This window comes from Dubosiella muris (assembly GCF_004793885.1).
Classification (GTDB): Bacteria; Bacillota_I; Bacilli_A; order Erysipelotrichales; family Erysipelotrichaceae; genus Dubosiella; species Dubosiella muris.
Genome location: NZ_SRYG01000006.1, coordinates 50,135 through 68,794, shown reverse-complemented (window position 1 = coordinate 68,794; position 18,660 = coordinate 50,135). Strand labels below are relative to the sequence as shown.

Here is an 18,660-nt window from a genome sequence, read left to right as displayed (position 1 = left end):
ATTTAAAAGCAAAATTCGTTTTATGAACGTCTCACTTTTTCGCGAAGTTTTATAACCGGATAAAACAATTTGGGCTGCAACCGGATGAAGCGTACCATCGTACCCTGGCTGTCTTTGTAGATTTGTGCGTCTTTTCCTTTTAACTCCTGATTAAATCGGTCAATTTCTTTTGTGACATTCCAGTCGAACGGAAAACTAAAGTAGATTTGGTATTGCATTTCAATTAACGCCAAAACTCTTTTCTTCATATATTCCTGTTTTTCTTTCGTCAATAAAGGCGCGTATCGCAAATAATAATCTACCATATGCATCGCAACATCATAGTGATGCTGAACATTTTTCTGCATATTTTTAACATTCATGCTTTGTTGTTCGGTAAACATGCGATAAAGATACATCGGATATTCTAACAGCTCAATCGTTTGGACAAACGGAATCGGCATCAGCACATATTCGGCATCCACATAAAATCTGTGTTCATCAATTTCAATATGATGTTTTTTCAAAATAGATGTTTTATATGTCATCGCATGCATCTGGATCGAAAACTGATTTGAAACCTCATCAAAAGCATATACATGCTCAAACAAAAGATTTGTTGTAGCCTGTCCAATTTCTTTTCTCTCTTTGGTTTGGTCATTGACTTCAAAAAAAGGATTATACACAATATCCGCATTCGTTTTCTTTAAATCTGCAAGAAATCGTGGAAGGTTCTCGGTAATCAGCCAGTCGTCACCATCGACCACTTTAAAATACCGCCCTGTCGCTTCTCGCATACCCGTATTGATCGTGGAGCCATGTCCCCCGTTTTCCTTGTCGATTGCCCGCACTGTATTTGGATAATTTTTCTCGTATTCGTGCGCGATTTCAGAAGTCGAATCTTTCGAACCATCGTTTACGATTAAAATTTCCAAATCATTTAAAATCGAAGGCTCCAGCAAAGAATCGACCGTTTCTTTCAATGTCTTTTCCACATTGTAAGAAGGAATCGTGATCGTCAATGTTTTTTCCATTTTTTAACCTCCTTTTTCACTTTATCTCCCAGTTGGATCTTCCAGATTTGATTGTGGTCGATCCATTCATAAAATTTTTTCTCCTTTGGTGTAAACAAAGAAAAATACGGATTGGAATGGAAATTTGGAAAGTTTTCCACTGTATACTCTTTAAACTTTTGAATCATCGCCTTGCTGTGCGGAATCCGCGCCACCCGGTTGATTCCAAACACATACACATGGGCAATACACAAAAATTCCAATTCTTTTTCATACGTTTTATAAAGATGATTTGCTTTAAAATAATGGATCAAATCATCCATCGCCTGTAAAGACTCGGCTTGTCTTGATAAAGTCGTGGAGTTCATGATCGAGCTTGCTCTTTGCAAATAAAGGTAAAATGGTTCATGAAGAAAGCCAACCCGCTTTGCCTGCGCGATCAACTTTGGTGTCGTTCGCAAGTCCTCATACCATACGCGATCCGGAAATCGTAAATTTGTATGTTCAAACAACTCTCTTTTATACATCTTATTCCATGCCGCCGGATCCATGAGCAACACTTCTTTTTGATGAAGAGGCTCATAAACTTTCTGCTCTAAAAAAGGTAATTGATGGCTTTCTATGCACTCTCCATTTTCATTCACTCGTTCATATTCACAAACTACAATGTCCAAATTATTCTTCTCCAACACTTTTGCCATTTTTTCCACCATATTATTCCTAATGTAGTCATCACTGTCGATAAATAAAATATAGTTTCCTTTGGCATATTCAAGTCCTGTATTTCTTGCTCCTCCCAGACCTTTATTTTTCTGGACGATATATCGGATTCGCGAATCCTGTTTTGCGTATTGTTGAGCAATCTCCCCACTTTGATCTGTTGAGCCATCATTGACCAATATGATTTCTAAATTTTTATATGTCTGGCTAATCAAGGAGTCAATGCATTTTGACAAGTATTTTTCCACATTGTATATTGGTACAACGATTGAAACCAATTCATTCATAGCTGTTCTCCTATCGTGTTTGTTTTGCCTTTGCGAAAAGCGTTGGCAGTTTCTCTTTTACAAAACCGGCAGACTTTCCAGCCGCGATACTCCATCCTATATTCCGTGATACAAGAGGGGTATAAATCCATTTCTTTTTGCCTTCAAAATGCATATACGGATGCAACATATTAAACAATTCCGATTCATATACACTTTTCAGCCATTTTTTTATATCCGTTCCTTCATAACGGGCAATCGCCGACAACAAATACCGGCAATAGATCGGGGCCATCGTTTCTTTACAACGTGGTAGAAGCTCCGGCATATGGCGTTCATATTCTTCAATAAAAAGAGTGATCCGGGTCGTATGAAGCTCGAAATAATCTGCCAATTTTTGATGTGTCAAACTCGCGTTGGGACGAATGGCATAATGATACGGAGCAACAGACAACGTTTGCATCGACTTTAAATAGGGAAGAAGTGCCAAATTAAACCGAATATCTTCAATCATCTTTACTTTTTTAAAGGCTATCCCATTTTTTCGTAAAAGCTCTGTTCGATAGCATTTATTCCACGGATATCCAAATAAAGTCTTCGCTTCCAGAAAAAGCGCTTCCTCATAAATAGATTCTTGGGAATCATACACTTTGCTTTTTTCCGGAATGATCACCTTCTCGTATTCAATCTTCCCATTTTGGTTCATATATTCTTCTTTAGCGCCTACGATCACTAAATCTGGATGGTACTTTTCAATCGCTTGATCATATATTTCAAGCAAGTTTAAATCAATCGAATCATCTGGATCAATAAATAAGATATATTCGCCATAAGCGGACTGTAATCCTAAATTTCTAGCTGTACTTACTCCCTGATTTTTTGAACAATCAATAATTTTAACTTTTTCCTCTTTTTCAAATTTTCTACATATTTCCAAAGAAGAATCGGTCGATGCATCATTTACGAGAATAAGCTCAAAATCCAAATATGTTTGATTTAATATACATAAAATAGATTTTTCAAGATAAGGCGCCACATTATAAATAGGCATCACAACGGAAAACTGCACTTTAGATTTTTGCATATACCCGACCTTTCTTTAGCTTATCATTTAAATCTTTCAATCCCAAAATCAAGAAAGGATTGAAGAGCGGGTTAAAAAAGAATGGCTCAATCATACCCAGAATAATTAAAAAAGAAAAAGCCAATACTTTGCGAATCTGATTTCTTTTACACAAATTCCAAATTCCTAAACTACATACTGTCATATAAAAAATTAAGTTGAATATTCCTGTTTCTAAGAAAATCCGAATATATGAATTGTCAATATAGTTATATGTTCCATTTATTTGTGTAAATGAATAGCCAATCCATTGAATGGGTTGTCCAAAAATAGTAAATCCATACCTCATCAAACCGGTATGCCCTAAAGCGAGTCGATCGCTTAATAAGGAATTTATAGTACGCCAGATTTCATTGTTTGGATCATAAAATAAAAAGCCTAAAAACGAAATAATCAAAAAAAGAATTGGCAAACAAGTGAATATCATTTGAATTGACTTTTTTTGACAAGAAAGAAAGTGCGTCTTTTGTTGAAATACGACTAAAAGCAAAAACAAAATACTCATTATGAATATAAATCTAGCATCTGTAAATAAGTAAATCACCACAATAGATACAAGAAAAAGATAGACTTCATTTTTCTTCCACTTATACTTTCGCACACATTCATAAAGAATGAGAATGTGTAACAATAAAACGGCCGCTGTCGTCGTCCAATCAAATCCTAGCCCAAATCGCATCCGATCTTTATCGTATAAAATATTTTCAATGACTCCAAACGCTGTCAATGTGATCACAAGCAACAAAATAAAAGACTGTACGTTATAATACTTCTTCAAAATAAAATCAAACGGAAACACGGAAAGCGCCGTTAGTAAAAAAAACATTTTTATCGGCTCTGCATCTTTTGAAAAAAAAGTAACCAAACCAGATAACAGAAAAAAGCCACCACACAATTTCCAATCCAGGTTTTTCTTCCATATATTGTAAAGGATGCTAATCAAAAAAATGATAAATGCAGCTTTTCGAATGAGATCTAACCCGATTACTGCTACATCATTCCATACCGATTGAGATTGCTTAAACAATAAGCAATAAGAAAGCAAAGCGACCGCTAAATAAGCAGACCCGGCAATGGATAAAATCCTTTGGGAATATCTTCCATACAAATCAACGACTCCTACCCATTTCTCTTTCATATTACCCTCCTCTCTTTGGCAAATATTTTCCAATCACAGACATTACGATTTCTTCTTTATTGAAAATCAAGCCAATTCCATAAACCCCAAAGAACGCGATGCCAGCGACAAGCAACCGCCAGAATACGCCCTGGATCGGCGAACACCAAACTCCCACAAGAACGAGAAGCGCTGGTGCAAAACTGCAAATCAAACTCCGCCATTCCAAATGCTGAACGATTTCTTTCACCATGTCCCGCAAGTAAAAAAGTTGAACAATGAAAACGACACATTCCGCCATCAACGTTCCAAAAGCCGCTCCTGCCGCTCCAAATACCGGAATCAGGCACATGTTTAATACAAAGTCCACGATGGCTCCGTAAACGACACTTCGTAATACCAAACTTTCTCTTCCAGTTGGAACAAGAACCTGGATTCCCGTGATGTTGGAAAGCCCAATCAATAAAATGGTTGGAGTAATGACCATCACGGCTGGAATGGCTTCTAAAAAGCTTTCTCCCGACAACAATAAAATCGTATCTTTCGCAAAAACCATTAAATACACGCAACACGGGATTGCTAAAAGCAGCACAAACGAAAAGGCCTTTGACACAAGCGCGTGAAATTCCTGGATCTTATTTTGTTCAAAATAATACGAGATCCGCGGCAACAGAACCGTTCCTAACGAGGTGACCAGCGACACCATGATCGTCTTGATTTTAACGGCCGCGTTGTACAAGCCCACATCATAATTGGATCGCATCAGTCCAAGCATCACCACGTCGAGATTCGTATATACCGTTGTCGCCACCGTCATGGCGAAAAACGTAAACATTGGTCGAATATGCCGTTTGAAATCATAATTTCCCACAGGACGTAAATCCACGAGTTTCCGAAGTCGAATAAAGTTAAATATACTCGATCCAAACCCGCCAATGACGGTAATCAACGCGTAGGCGATATAATCGTTGGCTTGATGAACAAAAGTAAACATGAGGATGAGCGCCACGACCTTAAACAACAAGGACATCATGGTAATGTAGGAATATTGCTCCAGCGCCTGATAAAGCCAGTTGACGCCAATCACATTCAATACAATGGCCAATGCGCTGACAAAGTAGAGTGTTTTCATCACCGAAAAGCTCGGCACGCATAAAATGGTGATAAAGAACGCGATATAGGCAAGCACCATCATCCCTATATTCATGATCATCAATTCCTGTACCGTCCGCGAGAGTTCGATTCGATCATCCCGTACACGGGCGCATACGCGCACTCCATAGGTTGGGACACCCAGCATCGCCACCATCGTAAAGTACGACACCACCGATGTTCCCATCGTAACATTTCCGGTTCCCGTTGGTCCTAACACTCTTGAAACATACGGAAATGTAATGAGCGGAAACAAAATCGAAGAGGCGGTGAGCAGGAAATTCATAATAAAATTCAGTTTTATCGAATGCACTTTCATATCAATTCTTCTCCAAAATAAAAAGCAGGACAAAAGGGCCTGCCTTAAAAACTTCCCTCATACTTTTTTCCAAAAAACTTTGCTTTAATAAAGGATGTGCCCTTTTTCCACCAGTTAACCGGCTCCATATGCATTACAGGAACTTCCACGTAATCTATGTGGTTGTGGTCGATCCAGACATCAAGAAGCAATTCACTGATTCGTCCGAACAAGCGGGCTTGAAAATCATCATAATCGCTCACGGTCACTTTCTGGTTTAACCGATCCAGCACATCAAAAATAAACGAACAATACGAGTCGAGTTTTTCTTTTTTCATAATACACATATTGAACATATGCGCGCTTCGCTTCTTCATCACTTTATCCCATAAAGGAACGTATTCCGGATAGTTTTCCACAAGAATTTGTCGGGTCGCAATCAGTTCCCTCTCATAATGCGTATGTGCGTAATGAGAATAAATCGTTTCAATGTAATAATGTCTTTTTTTAGGAAGAATCACATCTGTCGATGCCAGCAATGCTTCTGCTTCCGATTTGCTTAATACGCGGTCAAACTTTGAAGAACCAGTATGCTTCCCTTTAAAATGGCGCCGATAATGCGTCAATCCGATATACTCGGCATTTAAATTTTTCCACGCCCAAAACAATCCCGTCAATTCACAAAAATATGGATTTAAAGACGAAATGTTTTCTCCCGTATTGTCTCGCAAGAATCCAATATCCTTTTTTCCAAACGCCCCCACTTGTAATGGAACATACATTGGATCGGTTGGCATTTTATATGGTTTGTGGGTTGCCACAATAATTTCTATATCCATATTTTTCCTTTCTAAAAAATAAAACTTAAATTTCTTCTATCCATAGGCATTATGGCATAAGAATGTCAACGCATGATGGGTTTATGCCCGGAATCCTGAGTTATGCCATAATAAGTTATCCTTATATATCTTCTTCAAACGGATAAACTCTAACAAGCAAAAATAAATGAGCAACTTTTAAAAATAAAAAGCTATAACTCTCCCATTCCAAAAGGAAAGAAAATTATAGCTTTTCATAAAATTTCTATCCTTAACTAAGAGCCTTACATCCCTTAATTTTCATCTACCATCGGAACAATCATAATTTCTTCCAATTCTTCTCTTGGAAGGAATGGTGCCAAATCTTCCAATGGCGGACTTACCAAAGTTCCATCTTCTAGTCGCTTGGTACTGCTTTTTGGCTCCCAAACTTGGCTTGTATCTGTAAAAATCTCACAAAATACAGGTCCATCCTCCTGCAATACCTTATCTACGACTTCTTTCATTTCCTGATTGCTGTGCGCACTGTAATAAGGATACCCGAAAGCCTTCGCAATCTTTTCGAAATCCGGGAACGACAAATCCGAAGATTCCGGTCCAATCCCAACTTTTGTATGTTGTCCAAATAAATTGGTTTGTGTAATCCGAATGGAATGATACCCATTGTTATTGATTAAGAAAATTTTAATTGGCAGTCGATTTGTCAAAATTGTTTGAAGCTCCTGTAAGTTCATCATAATACTTCCATCGCCTTCCAAACAAATCGTATCCCGTACACCTCCACCAATACACGTACCAATCGCTGCCGGCAATCCATATCCCATGCTGGCGATGGCACTGTTATTGGCCATTCGGCTTCCCTTTTGAATCACATACGTTTGGTTTCCTACCACACAGCACGCACCATTCGAAACCGCTGTTAAGCTATTTTCTGGCAGTTGACTACTTAAATAGTGAACAAACGCATATACATTGGCTGTTGTTCCGTTTTCTTCCCATTGTCTAGGTTGAACAACTGGATATTCTTTTTTCCATTTCTGACACGTTTCCAGCCATTTTTCTTTTCTCGGCAACGGCTGCGTCAAAGATTCGTTCATTTTCAATAAAAAGTCTTTCGCATCCGCCCAAATCGGCATTTCTACATGCAATGTTGGTTTTTTCAATTCGGCCTGATCAATATCGACCATAATTACTTCCGCTTCCCGTGCCCAAGTTTTCCAGTTATATCCAACCTGACGAATTGAAATTCGCGTACCAATGGCTAAAATCAAATCCGCATTTTGTATCGCCCAGTTTCCAGGCCGATCTCCCATGTTTCCAGCCCGTCCACAATACAATTCATTTTCATCTTCAATCAAATCTACTGCGTTCCAATACGTTACAATCGGAATGCCAAGCTTTTCTGCCACTTCTCTAAACTGCTTATACGCCCCGGAAAGTCGAATACCATATCCTGCATGAAAAACCGGTCTTTCCGCTTTTTTAATTTTCTCAATAACTTCATCAATCGTTTCTTGAGAAACCGCTGGCGGCAACAGTGCATCGTCTTCAGTAGGATCATAACCTCTCAATTCATCCGTCTCAATGTACATTCCTTGAAAATTCACCGGAATATCAATCCACACTGGACCAGGACGTCCTGTCGTTGCTAAATGCCACGCCTTTTCCAACGCATATCGAATATCCATCGGATCTTCGATCATCGTCGCATACTTCGTCATCGGCGCAACCGATTTTACAATATCGTATTCCTGATCACCCATAGCCCGTAAAGGGGTTTCTGTAAACTGCAACGCATAGCGAGCCGTCGTATCATATCGAACCTGTCCGCTAATAATCATCATTGGAATCGAATCCAACCATCCTCCAACAACACCTGTCAAGGCATTCGTTCCGCCAGGACCCGTTGTCACGCATACCGCGGCAATTCGGTTATCCAGACGCGCATACGCTTCCGCGGCAATCGCGCAAGCCTGCTCATGATGGTTATATGTTACTTTCAAACCATCCTTATGCCCTAAAGCGTCGTTTAGATGCATTGCACCTCCACCTACGACACTAAAACAATCTGTCACTCCATGATTTACTAAAAAATCCGCTACATAATCTGCTAATCGCATTTTCATAATCTCTCCTCCTTTTTTTGTCTAAATATAATAATTTCAATAACGCCCCATAAACTAGTATATACAATCAACAAGGAAATAATCAATGCATATAAAGCGCCGACCAAACCAAAAGAATCCACTATAAGCGAAATAGATAATGTACACAATACAACACCGATTATATTGATCATCAGCATTAAATGATTCTTTCGAAAAGAAATCATAATAGAGCTTGTCAAGGAAACTAAAGACAAAATAATTGAAGCAATAATTGTTGGTGTTAACAAGTATATATAATCAAGAATTTGCTTACCAAACAAAATGGAAAATACGAAATTTCCCAATACGATTCCCAACCCTACACACACAACACCAAATCCAACAATTCCTAGGTTTGCTAATAAAATAAACTTATTCAGTTCTTTATAGTTTCCTGTCTGATATAAATAAGCGATTTTAGGAAGCACTGTTACAAAAATAGATCCCATTAATGTACTCATCACAGTAAAAACCATCGTGATAGAAGAGTAATAACCGAGAATCTCTGTTCCAAATTTTAATTCCACCACATACCGAGATAGAAAATTCAAATACGGCACGATCAGTCCATAAATCATTAAAGGTACACAGGGAATGAGCATCTTTTTGTATTGACTTGTCTTGACTTCAAAATCACTCACCAATTTCTTTATTTGATTCCCATCATACAACGCAATAAACAAAAAATATAGCAGTGCTTGAATCGCAATCGCAATAGGCAAGTTAAACAAATATAATCCAATACAGAAACCGGCAATCGTTAAAATTCCTTTTCCAATATAGGAAACCAAGATTTCAAAATATCCATCATGATTTTGCCAAATCCCAAAAATTACATCTGTATATCCTTCAAAGACTTTAAATATCATATAAAGAATACAACATATTACTGTTACCTGACTAAATCGCATACAAAACAGCGAAATCACAAAAAGAATTAGAGCGATTCCAGATGTAATATGTCGCGAATTTAAATAATCACGATCCGTAAACTCATGGTTAATATCTGTAACCTGAAAATTCCGAACTCCAAATAAAGCAATGAAATAGAAGATATTCGTAAAAGAAATCACAATCGACAAAATACCAGCATCTTCATATCCACTAATTCGAACTACAAGAATCGTTGTCAACCATTGACAAAAGAAATAAAAGAATGTCCCTATGGTATTATAGATTACATTTTTAGAAGTCTTTGCCTCGTTCATTTTTACCCCTCTCTATTTCTTTTTATAGTATTGGTATTCTATATTCCCTTGAATCCCTTCCGTCTTTCCTTCTAAAATCAATTCATAATTTTTCTTCATTTCTTCTTTTACTTCGTTTTTACCTAAATTCCAATAAAAGTAAGGAATAAAAGGAACTACCACTTCTTCTGGCATGTCTTTTTTCTTTTTAATAGAAAGAATTGATTCTAAATTTTCCACTTTAATCGGAATTATCGAATCAGAAAGATTCTCAAACGTTCTTCTTGAGCTATTTTTATCCCAGTTTACTTGATATATTTCGCCATTTCCGTTGATTTGACTACCATCAAAGATTCCTGGAAAAGCCACAATCTGATTTTCATCATAATTTACCTTCTTTAAAAGCTGATCGTAACTATTTATAAGAAACGAATATTGATTATTGTAGACTAAGTTATCTCCATAATATATATTCTTTCCTAAATAACCTGGATAAACCATACTAATCGAATTGGTCGATACAAGTGGATAAATAGACTTAGAAATAGGATCTGTTGTTATAAAACTTTCTACACAAAAAATAACGCAAACTACTACTAATGATCCATTTATAATGTTTTTCACCTTTAACTTTGAGACTTCACTAATTATCATCCCTAAAACCAAAATAATTAGAAGATCAGAAATATAATTATAACGTACCAAAGCAAACGTAATATATAAACAATTAAAGCAAATATAACTAAATAAGCTCAAAGTAATACTCAAAAGCAAATATTTATTAACAGATAAGTTCAATTTCTTTTTAAAGAGAAGAATCAAAAAGCTTCCTAATAAAACTAGGAAAATAATAATCCATCTATAGTTCTCAATAAACATCTGCTGGAATTTAAGGACTATATATTCTATATTAAAACCAAAACAATTAAAACCATCATTGTTCCAAGTAAAATTACTTCCAGCATCCTCTACTTGTTTCCATTTAGTTACTCCTCCAATATATTTCATATATCCAAGATAGAACAAAGCGGCTACCATTGATATATATATAACTGGATTCTTAAAGATGGTAAAAAATACATTTCCAGCCTTTTCATCTTTTTTTTCAAGAATTTTTGCGATCATAATTCCTACAATAAAGAAAAAATAAATAATCGCTGAGACTTCTTTCGTGAATACAAAACAAATACTCCAAAATGCAAATAAAATGTATTTTCGCTCAAGTAAAAAATACAACATAAATATAAAAAACAAAGCGATTCCATAATCTGGATTGTAATATCCACTTGTTCCAAGAACTAATGGTGATAAGCTAAATAAACCACACAAAAAAGAAGATGTTGTTTTATTAAGTTTTATATATTTGTTAAAAATTTTATATAAAAAAACCAGTGCAAATGCCGTTAAAACCAAAACTACTAAATTTACTCCCCAAACTTTTCTAGGAAACAAAAACTCTCCAATGCCTGTGAAAAAAGTATATCCATAATTGGGGTGATTTGCTAAATTAAAATAATCCAAAAAAGACGTTAATGAAAAATCAAATTTTTCCGTTGCGGTAATTAGTCGTCCATAATATTCACCTGCATCCCAAATAATTCCACCAGTAAGTTGAGGTATTCGAATAAGGATGCTTCCTGTAAAAATTAAACAGAACAACCAATTCTTTCTTAAAATTTTTTTTATTTCGAAATTTTTTTCAATTTTATATTTTCCCAGCTTATATGATAAAGCAATTATACTTCCAATAATTATAATCCCTTCTACCATCATCCAATTGGCTCTTACTACTTTCCAACTAGAATTATAAACAGCACTCATATAAAATATCAGAAAAAATAAATTAATGATCCATAACTGCTTTATCTGATTTTGTCGATTCAACATTTTTATCATTTTCCTCACTTTACACTTCCATTCCTACTTCTATTTCGCATAATTTCTATAAAAAAACGTATTTTTATAATCTTCAGACACAAAATTATAGTATGTCCTTCCTGTCTCGTGATATTTGTTTAATGTCTTAATTTGATCGGCTTGAAGACTTGTCGTCCCGGCTTCCATAGCTTTGTAAATTCCTCTTCCCATTTCTACTATAGGAGTTACGCTGCCTATGCAAAGAAATCCAACAAGAAAAATCGTACTTATATTTTGTATTCCTTTAAATTTTTTTCCGTTATAGATCCAATCACATATTTTCTTTGCACATAAAGTGGTCAAAATAATTAAACTTGGAATGGATGCCCGCATACAAAAATCAATGGAAGTTCCAATATGAATCATAGGAAATACTAACAAAGTTCCTGCAATCAAATAATATAAATAACGGTTTGCAAAATCCGGAGCTAAGCAAAGCCAATATATTCCGCATTCTAAAGCCAAAAATACAAAATAAATTCTTCGAGTCTCTGGATGTGTGATGACCATCCCGATTAAGAGCAATAACAAAATCAACGATCCTAAAATAAATTTTAGTGATTTTTGTGTTTGAATTTCTTTTCTTCTTTTCCAAATATAGACAAATCCAATCAGTGCGACGATACTCATCCCGAGTATCAATCCCTTCATTGTTGAAGTAAGCAGAAGTTGGTCTGGCAATAGATAAATGTTCTCTTTTGTTTTTCCGATCGCACTATTCATCAATAAGTATGCAATCATGGAAGGAGTAACAAAGAGAATCGCGCCTATATTCGAAACGGAGAATGTTTCTACTAAAAATTGTTTTTGTGATCTCAAATGAATTGCTCGTATTAAATCGCCTATATATTTTCCAATCATCAAAGCCGCAAGTCCCACTGCCGGAAAAGTAGCCGCCAATAAAAGACAACTAATGATGAACGCATAATTTTTTGGAGAGTTTTCATTCAAAAATAACATGGTTGCCACCCAAGCTGGTATAGCTTGATTAAAGACCCAAAAAAGATCGGTAGTATTAGAACTAAATTGATAGCCTGGCGACCACCATTCCAAATGCATCCACTCCATAAATGTTTGCCAGTTCCATTTTTCAAGAACACATCCAATTACATCCATACCACTGAAACCAATAAAAACAATCAGAATGATCCACTTTAAGTTTTTTGATTTTGGTTGAATATAAATTATCATCAACAAGTAAGTAAACAAAATCCCGATAATAGTCCACAACGCAAGAAATAGATTTCCGATTTGAAAGGCAAGCACGCGATTAGAAGATAAAATATAGATTATCTTGCCCATACCTGCTGCCGGAAGCCAATGGCCAATATAATAGGTCAACATCGTATCTGTTTTTGGATAGTATACAGGCCAATCAAATTGAATCAAATCTCTAAAAATCGCATTCCGTTCATTCCAATCACTTGTTTGATAAAATAAACCACCTTGTCCTCCAAGATACGCCCAAAGAATAAAAGCAACAATAACGATGAATAAAGTGTTTATTTTGAACGTTACATATCCGGGGGCTTCCTTTTCTCTTCCCAGCTTGAAAACAATCCATCCAATAAAAAGAATCGCAGGAAGCGTGATATTCCATTTTACAAAACCTATAAAAAACAACACAACAGGAAAAGCCAGATACAGAAAAGAACCAAGCCTTATTGATTTATAATTTATCCTTAGTTCTTTCATAGCATCTCCTTAAAAGTTCAGCCTCTCTTCTTCCACCACAAGAGGCCGATTCATGATCCGCGTGTTCATACTCATGATATATTCTCCAACCAGCCCAATAAAGAAAAGCTGTAACGATCCAAAGAAAAATATGCCTAAAAGAATCGGCGCAATCCCGGCTTGGAATGTATTCCAATGAATGAGCTTTAAAATGAAATAAACGATCGCAATCAAAAAGCTGATCATCGAAATAATAAATCCACCAATCGTAGCAATACGCAATCCAATCTTCGTATACGATGTAAAGCTCAACATGGCAGCATCATAAAGACTGTACCAGTTATTATGCGTTTTGCCTGCCCGACGTTTTGCCTGCGTGTATGGAATATCTTTTCTTTTTGACCCTAACTCCGCGACAATTCCTCTTAAAAATGGAGTAGGATCTTTTAAATCTCTCAAGACTTCGATGAAAGAACGGTCATAAAGACCAAATCCAGTGAAATGTTCAATCTGCTCCACATCGGACATTTTTTTAATCGCCTTATAGTAGCAAGTTCTTAAAAAGCGGACAAACCGATTTTCTTCACTTTGCGTTTTTACTCCGCATACGATCTTGTATCCTTTTTCCCATTCTTCTATGAACTTGGGAATCAACTCGACTGGATCCTGGAAATCACAGCACAAACAGATCACACAATCTCCAGTTGTTTGTAACATGCCATAATAGGGTGAATTAAACTGCCCAAAATTTTTAGCATTTAAAATCGCCTTTATGTTGGAGTCGTTTTTGCAGATTAGGCGTAGTTTTTCCCGTGTAGAATCTGTCGAACAGTTGTCGATAAAAACCACTTCATAATCGTATGTAGGAAGTTGCTCATGAAAAAGAACGGTTAACGCCTCGCTCATGGGAATAACATTTTCTTCCTCGTTATAACAAGGAACCAAAACACTGATTTTTTTCATTTAGTCACCTTCCTTGATCCATTGAATTGTTTTTTTTATGCCTTCATCAAATGTATGTTCAGGCTCAAATCCAGTATCTTTTTTTAAATCTTCAATATCAGCGCACATATACATCACTTGATTTGGGTAGTAAGGAACAGCGCCAAAATCTAACGAAAGATTCGGATCCACATTATCCCGCATGATTTCAATATATTCTTTCAAGGGCTTTACTTCACCGCTTCCTAATGGATAGATTTTTCCATCTTTTCCATTTTTTGCCGCCTGATAAAGCGCTTGAGCCGCATCCTCGCAATAAAGATAGTCCCACATTTGTTCGCCTTTGGTATACTTTCCTTCATGCCCGGCCAGCATATTCCTCAACCCTGACATAACCATTGTTCCCTGACCATCGTATGGGCCAAATACGCTTAATACCCTCACCCATATATGGCGAAGTTCTAAAGATTGGGCATATATCCGGCTCATTCTATTCGCACACAATTTTGCGATCCCGTATCCTGTGACAGGATTAGTTGGAGTTTCTGCACTCATTTTTTCCTTTACCGGTCCATATTCGGCTTGAGATCCTGTTCCTAAAAACACTTCACATCCCAATGCCTTGGCTAATTTCACTGCATCTAAAGTATATTCAATATTTTTTGTTTGCAGATACATGTCATTTCTGGAATCTCCAAATGTTCCCATCCACGCCAAGTGGAAGAAGTATGTATAATCTTTGGGAAGAATGGTTTCTACTTGTTTTAACTGACTCATATCAGCCAAAACAATTTGAATGTCTTTAAATTGTTCTAAAACCGCTTTCCGATTTGAATTTGGATTCATAAGAACCGTGACTTCTACATGATTAGCCAGTAAGCATTGAATGAGAGCGATTCCAATCATTCCCGTGCCGCCTGTAATAATAGCTTTTTCTTTCTTCATAAATTTGCCTCAAACAAAACGAAAACTATTTTGAAGTTAGTTTTCTTCAAAATAGTTTCTAATTACTTTCACCATGTAATCAATTTTCTTTTCGGACATGCCCGGATACAATCCAACCCAGAACGATTCATTCATAATACGATCCGTATTTGTCAAGTCGCCTACGATTCGATAGCCTTTTCCTTCTGCACGCATTTCGTCGAAGCATGGATGCTTTGTCAAATTTCCGGCAAACAACATCCGCGTTTGCACGCCTTTGTCTTCAATATATTGAACAAGCGCGTTCCGATCTACGCCTTCTTTGCACGTAATCAAGAAACCAAACCAGCTTGGATCCGAATTTTCTGTTGCTTCTGGCAAGATTAAATATTCTTCTAATCCTTTGAGTCCTTCCTTCATTCGTCTAAAATTTTCTTTTCGTCTTTCAACAAATGTAGGAAATTTTTCTAGCTGCGCACATCCAATAGCCGCCTGCATATCTGTGGCCTTTAAGTTGTAACCAAAATGAGAATAAACATACTTATGATCGTAACCGATTGGAAGTTCTCCATATTGGCGGTCAAAACGATGTCCGCACATATTATCTTGTCCCGGGTTGCATACGCAATCTCTTCCCCAATCACGGAAAGAACGAGCGATTTTATTCAAAACAGGATTGTTTGTATAGACAGCGCCACCTTCTCCCATCGTCATATGATGAGGCGGATAGAAGCTGGAAGTTCCAATATCGCCAATTGTTCCTGTTTGTTTTGTCACTCCATCAATCGTGTAAGTTGATCCCAACGCATCACAGTTGTCTTCAATCAGCCAAAGCTTATTTTTGGTACAAAATTCTTTTACTGCTTTCAAGTCAAACGGATTTCCTAAAGTATGGGCAATCATAACGGCTTTTGTTTTTGGACTCAAAGCGTCTTCCAGCTTTGTCACATCAATGTTATAGCCCGGAATTGTAACATCCACAAAAACAGGCACTGCACCATATTGAATCATTGGAGTCACAGTTGTTGGAAAGCCCGCCGCAACCGTGATGACTTCATCTCCACGATTTACACGACGCTCGCCCAATAATGGAGATGTCAATGTCATAAAAGCCAATAAATTCGCGCTTGATCCCGAATTGACTAATGAGCAGAACCGAACATTCAAATACTCTGCCAATTTCTTCTCAAATTCATCCGTATAACGCCCAGACGTTAACCAGAAATCCAAAGAGCTGTCGACGAGATTGACCATTTCATCGTGATCATATACACGTGACGCGTAAGGAATGCGATCCCCTTCCTGATACTCTTTGTTTTGGTTGTGGTATGTATCACAATATTCACTAACCATTTGAAGAATTTCGTTTCTTGCTTCCTGCTCTGTTTTATTTTTAAACATTGTTTTCTTCCTCCTTTAAATATTCTTTAATTTGCTTCAACATCGTATCCAATACGTTTTCGTTAGCAAAATAGGCTTTCGACCATTCTGCCGTCTTTCCTACGGCTTCTCGTACATTCCATCTTGGTTTCCATCCAAACATTGATTTTAATTTCGAACAATCCAGCTTCAAAAAATTTGCTTCATGAGGCGCATTATAATCTATCGCATGCCATTTTGCGCCTTCTCCCCACTCTTCACAAAAAATTGTCGCTAAATCACCCGTCGTAATGCAGTCCGTCTCGTCCGGTCCAATGTTGTAGCTTCCCGCTTTTGATTTATCTAAATATTGCTCTTTTGCAATCATTAAATAGGCAAATAACGGCTCCAGCACATGTTGATATGGTCGAGTAGAATTTGGATTTCGCACTTCAATTTCTTTTCCTTCTTTCATGGCTCTTACACAGTCTGGGATAATTCGGAAATTCGCGAAGTCACCGCCGCCAATCACATTTCCTGCACGTGCTGTAGAAACAATAACCCCCAATTCTTCCAAAAATGATTTTTTATATGAATCGGTTACCAGTTCTGAACACGATTTGCTGTTCGAATATGGATCATATCCATTTAAACGGTCAATTTCCCGGTATCCCCAGTTCCATTCATTGTTTTGATATACTTTGTCAGTTGTGATATTGACAACCGATTTTACACTTGGTGTTTTTCGAATACATTCCAAAACATTGACTGTTCCCATTACATTCGTCTCATAGGTGTATACCGGATCCGTATAAGAATCCAAAACGATCGGCTGGGCTGCCAGATGAAAAACGATTTCCGGCTTCTCTTCTGAAAAGATTTTTTCCATTTTATTCAGATCTCTTATATCGCAAATATACGAATGAACCAAATCATCAATTCCTCCCACCTCATAAAGGGATGGATTCGTGTTCGGCTTCAAAGAAATTCCACTCACTTCCGCTCCGAAATAATGCAAAATCGCACAAAGCCATGATCCTTTAAAACCCGTATGTCCTGTAATGAGAACTTTTTTCCCTTGATAAAATTTTTTTAATCCTTCCAAACTTTCCATGGTGCTTCTCCTTTTTCAAATAATTCTTCCAACTGCTGCTTGTCTTTCATTGTATCCATGCATTGCCAAAAACCGTGATGCTTATACGCATCCAACTGATTTTCCGATGCAATGGTTTCAAGTGGTTCACGTTCGAAAGTCGTATGATCCCCTTCAATATATTCTAATACCTTAGGTTCAAGAACCATAAAGCCTCCGTTAATCCAGCCTCCATCTTCAACTGATTTTTCTCTAAAACATTTGATTTGTCCATCTTTTGCTAAATCTAAAACGCCAAATCGTCCTCCCGGTTGAACCGCTGTGATCGTCGCCAAACGATTGCCTTTTTTATGAAACTCAATTAATTTTTCTAAGTCGACATCAGCCACTCCATCTCCATATGTCATAATAAAAGGCTCATTACCAATATAATCTTTCACCCGTTTTAAACGGCCACCCGTCAATGTGTGCAACCCTGTATCAATCAAAGTTACTTTCCAAGGTTCTGCTGAATTGTTTAAAACCTTTTTTTCTCCCGTTGAAAAATTATACTGAATATCCGATGTATAGAGGTAATAATCATCGAAAAACTCTTTCACTTTATGTGCTTTATACCCCAAACAAATAATAAATTCATTGAAGCCAAAATGGGAAAAATATTTCATAATATGCCATAAGATCGGCTTCTCTCCAATTTCAATCATAGGTTTTGGTTTTAAATAGGACTCCTCGCTAATTCGCGTTCCAAAACCGCCAGCTAAAATAACTACTTTCATTATATTCTCCTTTCGACATTTGATAGTGATTAAAAATTCAATTCTCCGCCAAAAAGTCATAGCCCCCGTTTAACTTTTTCGGATTATTATGCCAATGAATTTTCACTTGCATTCAACATTGCCATGGTCATTATAGCAAGTATAAAGGTAAAAAA

The 18,660-nt window shown here is 36.9% G+C and carries 15 protein-coding genes; all 15 read right to left on the bottom strand.

Annotated elements, in window-relative coordinates; translation table 11 throughout:
- Window positions 1–20: 20 nt before the first annotated feature.
- The 15 genes from E5336_RS04135 to rfbF all read right to left on the bottom strand — a co-directional run bounded on the left by E5336_RS04135 (window position 21) and on the right by rfbF (window position 18,505).
- Complete coding sequence (locus E5336_RS04135; RefSeq protein WP_135979812.1) at window positions 21–1,013, bottom strand: glycosyltransferase family 2 protein; 993 nt, start codon at window positions 1,011–1,013, stop codon at window positions 21–23.
- Complete coding sequence (locus E5336_RS04130; RefSeq protein WP_135979811.1) at window positions 998–1,999, bottom strand: glycosyltransferase family 2 protein; 1,002 nt, start codon at window positions 1,997–1,999, stop codon at window positions 998–1,000. The genes E5336_RS04135 and E5336_RS04130 overlap by 16 nt, the downstream gene beginning before the upstream one ends.
- Window positions 2,000–2,009: 10 nt before the next feature.
- Window positions 2,010–3,062 (bottom strand): glycosyltransferase, encoded by a 1,053-nt coding sequence (locus E5336_RS04125; RefSeq protein ID WP_135979810.1) that lies wholly within the window; start codon window positions 3,060–3,062, stop codon window positions 2,010–2,012.
- Window positions 3,049–4,239, bottom strand: coding sequence for a hypothetical protein (locus tag E5336_RS04120; RefSeq protein WP_135979809.1), 1,191 nt, complete (start codon window positions 4,237–4,239; stop codon window positions 3,049–3,051). The genes E5336_RS04125 and E5336_RS04120 overlap by 14 nt, the downstream gene beginning before the upstream one ends.
- 1 nt (window position 4,240) lies before the next feature.
- On the bottom strand, window positions 4,241–5,689 hold the full coding sequence (locus E5336_RS04115; protein ID WP_135979808.1) for a flippase: 1,449 nt from the start codon (window positions 5,687–5,689) through the stop codon (window positions 4,241–4,243).
- Window positions 5,690–5,733: 44 nt separating this feature from the next.
- Window positions 5,734–6,507, bottom strand: a complete 774-nt coding sequence (locus E5336_RS04110; RefSeq protein ID WP_135979807.1) for a DUF4422 domain-containing protein — start codon at window positions 6,505–6,507, stop codon at window positions 5,734–5,736.
- Between the two features lie 272 nt (window positions 6,508–6,779).
- A complete protein-coding gene (locus E5336_RS04105; RefSeq protein WP_135979806.1) occupies window positions 6,780–8,612 on the bottom strand; it encodes a thiamine pyrophosphate-binding protein in 1,833 nt (610 codons plus the stop codon).
- The gene (locus E5336_RS04100; protein WP_135979805.1) at window positions 8,609–9,841 is read right to left on the bottom strand and encodes a lipopolysaccharide biosynthesis protein; all 1,233 of its coding nucleotides are present in this window, start codon (window positions 9,839–9,841) and stop codon (window positions 8,609–8,611) included. Before E5336_RS04100 ends, E5336_RS04105 begins: the two co-directional genes overlap by 4 nt.
- Before the next feature lie 12 nt (window positions 9,842–9,853).
- Window positions 9,854–11,707: a hypothetical protein gene (locus tag E5336_RS04095; protein WP_135979804.1), complete on the bottom strand. Its 1,854-nt coding sequence runs from the start codon at window positions 11,705–11,707 to the stop codon at window positions 9,854–9,856.
- Between the two features lie 39 nt (window positions 11,708–11,746).
- The gene (locus tag E5336_RS04090; protein ID WP_135979803.1) at window positions 11,747–13,432 is read right to left on the bottom strand and encodes a hypothetical protein; all 1,686 of its coding nucleotides are present in this window, start codon (window positions 13,430–13,432) and stop codon (window positions 11,747–11,749) included.
- 9 nt (window positions 13,433–13,441) lie between these two features.
- A complete protein-coding gene (locus E5336_RS04085; protein WP_135979802.1) occupies window positions 13,442–14,374 on the bottom strand; it encodes a glycosyltransferase family 2 protein in 933 nt (310 codons plus the stop codon).
- A complete protein-coding gene (locus E5336_RS04080; protein ID WP_135979801.1) occupies window positions 14,375–15,298 on the bottom strand; it encodes an NAD-dependent epimerase/dehydratase family protein in 924 nt (307 codons plus the stop codon).
- Window positions 15,299–15,334: 36 nt separating this feature from the next.
- Entirely contained in the window at window positions 15,335–16,678 is a 1,344-nt protein-coding gene (gene rfbH, locus E5336_RS04075) for a lipopolysaccharide biosynthesis protein RfbH (RefSeq protein ID WP_135979800.1), read from the bottom strand.
- Window positions 16,671–17,750: a CDP-glucose 4,6-dehydratase gene (rfbG, locus tag E5336_RS04070; protein WP_135979799.1), complete on the bottom strand. Its 1,080-nt coding sequence runs from the start codon at window positions 17,748–17,750 to the stop codon at window positions 16,671–16,673. Before rfbG ends, rfbH begins: the two co-directional genes overlap by 8 nt.
- Window positions 17,729–18,505 carry a glucose-1-phosphate cytidylyltransferase gene (gene rfbF, locus E5336_RS04065; RefSeq protein WP_135979798.1) on the bottom strand — a complete coding sequence of 259 codons (777 nt, stop codon included), beginning with the start codon at window positions 18,503–18,505 and terminating at the stop codon, window positions 17,729–17,731. Before rfbF ends, rfbG begins: the two co-directional genes overlap by 22 nt.
- Window positions 18,506–18,660 lie beyond the last annotated feature (155 nt).

Coding starts and splice junctions, on each gene's coding strand:
- E5336_RS04130 (WP_135979811.1), bottom strand. CDS start 1,999: ATGAATGAATTGGTTTCAATCGTTGTACCAATATACAATGTGGAAAAA.
- E5336_RS04120 (WP_135979809.1), bottom strand. CDS start 4,239: ATGAAAGAGAAATGGGTAGGAGTCGTTGATTTGTATGGAAGATATTCC.
- E5336_RS04125 (WP_135979810.1), bottom strand. CDS start 3,062: ATGCAAAAATCTAAAGTGCAGTTTTCCGTTGTGATGCCTATTTATAAT.
- E5336_RS04090 (WP_135979803.1), bottom strand. CDS start 13,432: ATGAAAGAACTAAGGATAAATTATAAATCAATAAGGCTTGGTTCTTTT.
- E5336_RS04110 (WP_135979807.1), bottom strand. CDS start 6,507: ATGGATATAGAAATTATTGTGGCAACCCACAAACCATATAAAATGCCA.
- E5336_RS04115 (WP_135979808.1), bottom strand. CDS start 5,689: ATGAAAGTGCATTCGATAAAACTGAATTTTATTATGAATTTCCTGCTC.
- E5336_RS04080 (WP_135979801.1), bottom strand. CDS start 15,298: ATGAAGAAAGAAAAAGCTATTATTACAGGCGGCACGGGAATGATTGGA.
- E5336_RS04100 (WP_135979805.1), bottom strand. CDS start 9,841: ATGAACGAGGCAAAGACTTCTAAAAATGTAATCTATAATACCATAGGG.
- E5336_RS04135 (WP_135979812.1), bottom strand. CDS start 1,013: ATGGAAAAAACATTGACGATCACGATTCCTTCTTACAATGTGGAAAAG.
- E5336_RS04085 (WP_135979802.1), bottom strand. CDS start 14,374: ATGAAAAAAATCAGTGTTTTGGTTCCTTGTTATAACGAGGAAGAAAAT.
- E5336_RS04095 (WP_135979804.1), bottom strand. CDS start 11,707: ATGTTGAATCGACAAAATCAGATAAAGCAGTTATGGATCATTAATTTA.
- rfbH (WP_135979800.1), bottom strand. CDS start 16,678: ATGTTTAAAAATAAAACAGAGCAGGAAGCAAGAAACGAAATTCTTCAA.
- E5336_RS04105 (WP_135979806.1), bottom strand. CDS start 8,612: ATGAAAATGCGATTAGCAGATTATGTAGCGGATTTTTTAGTAAATCAT.
- rfbF (WP_135979798.1), bottom strand. CDS start 18,505: ATGAAAGTAGTTATTTTAGCTGGCGGTTTTGGAACGCGAATTAGCGAG.
- rfbG (WP_135979799.1), bottom strand. CDS start 17,750: ATGGAAAGTTTGGAAGGATTAAAAAAATTTTATCAAGGGAAAAAAGTT.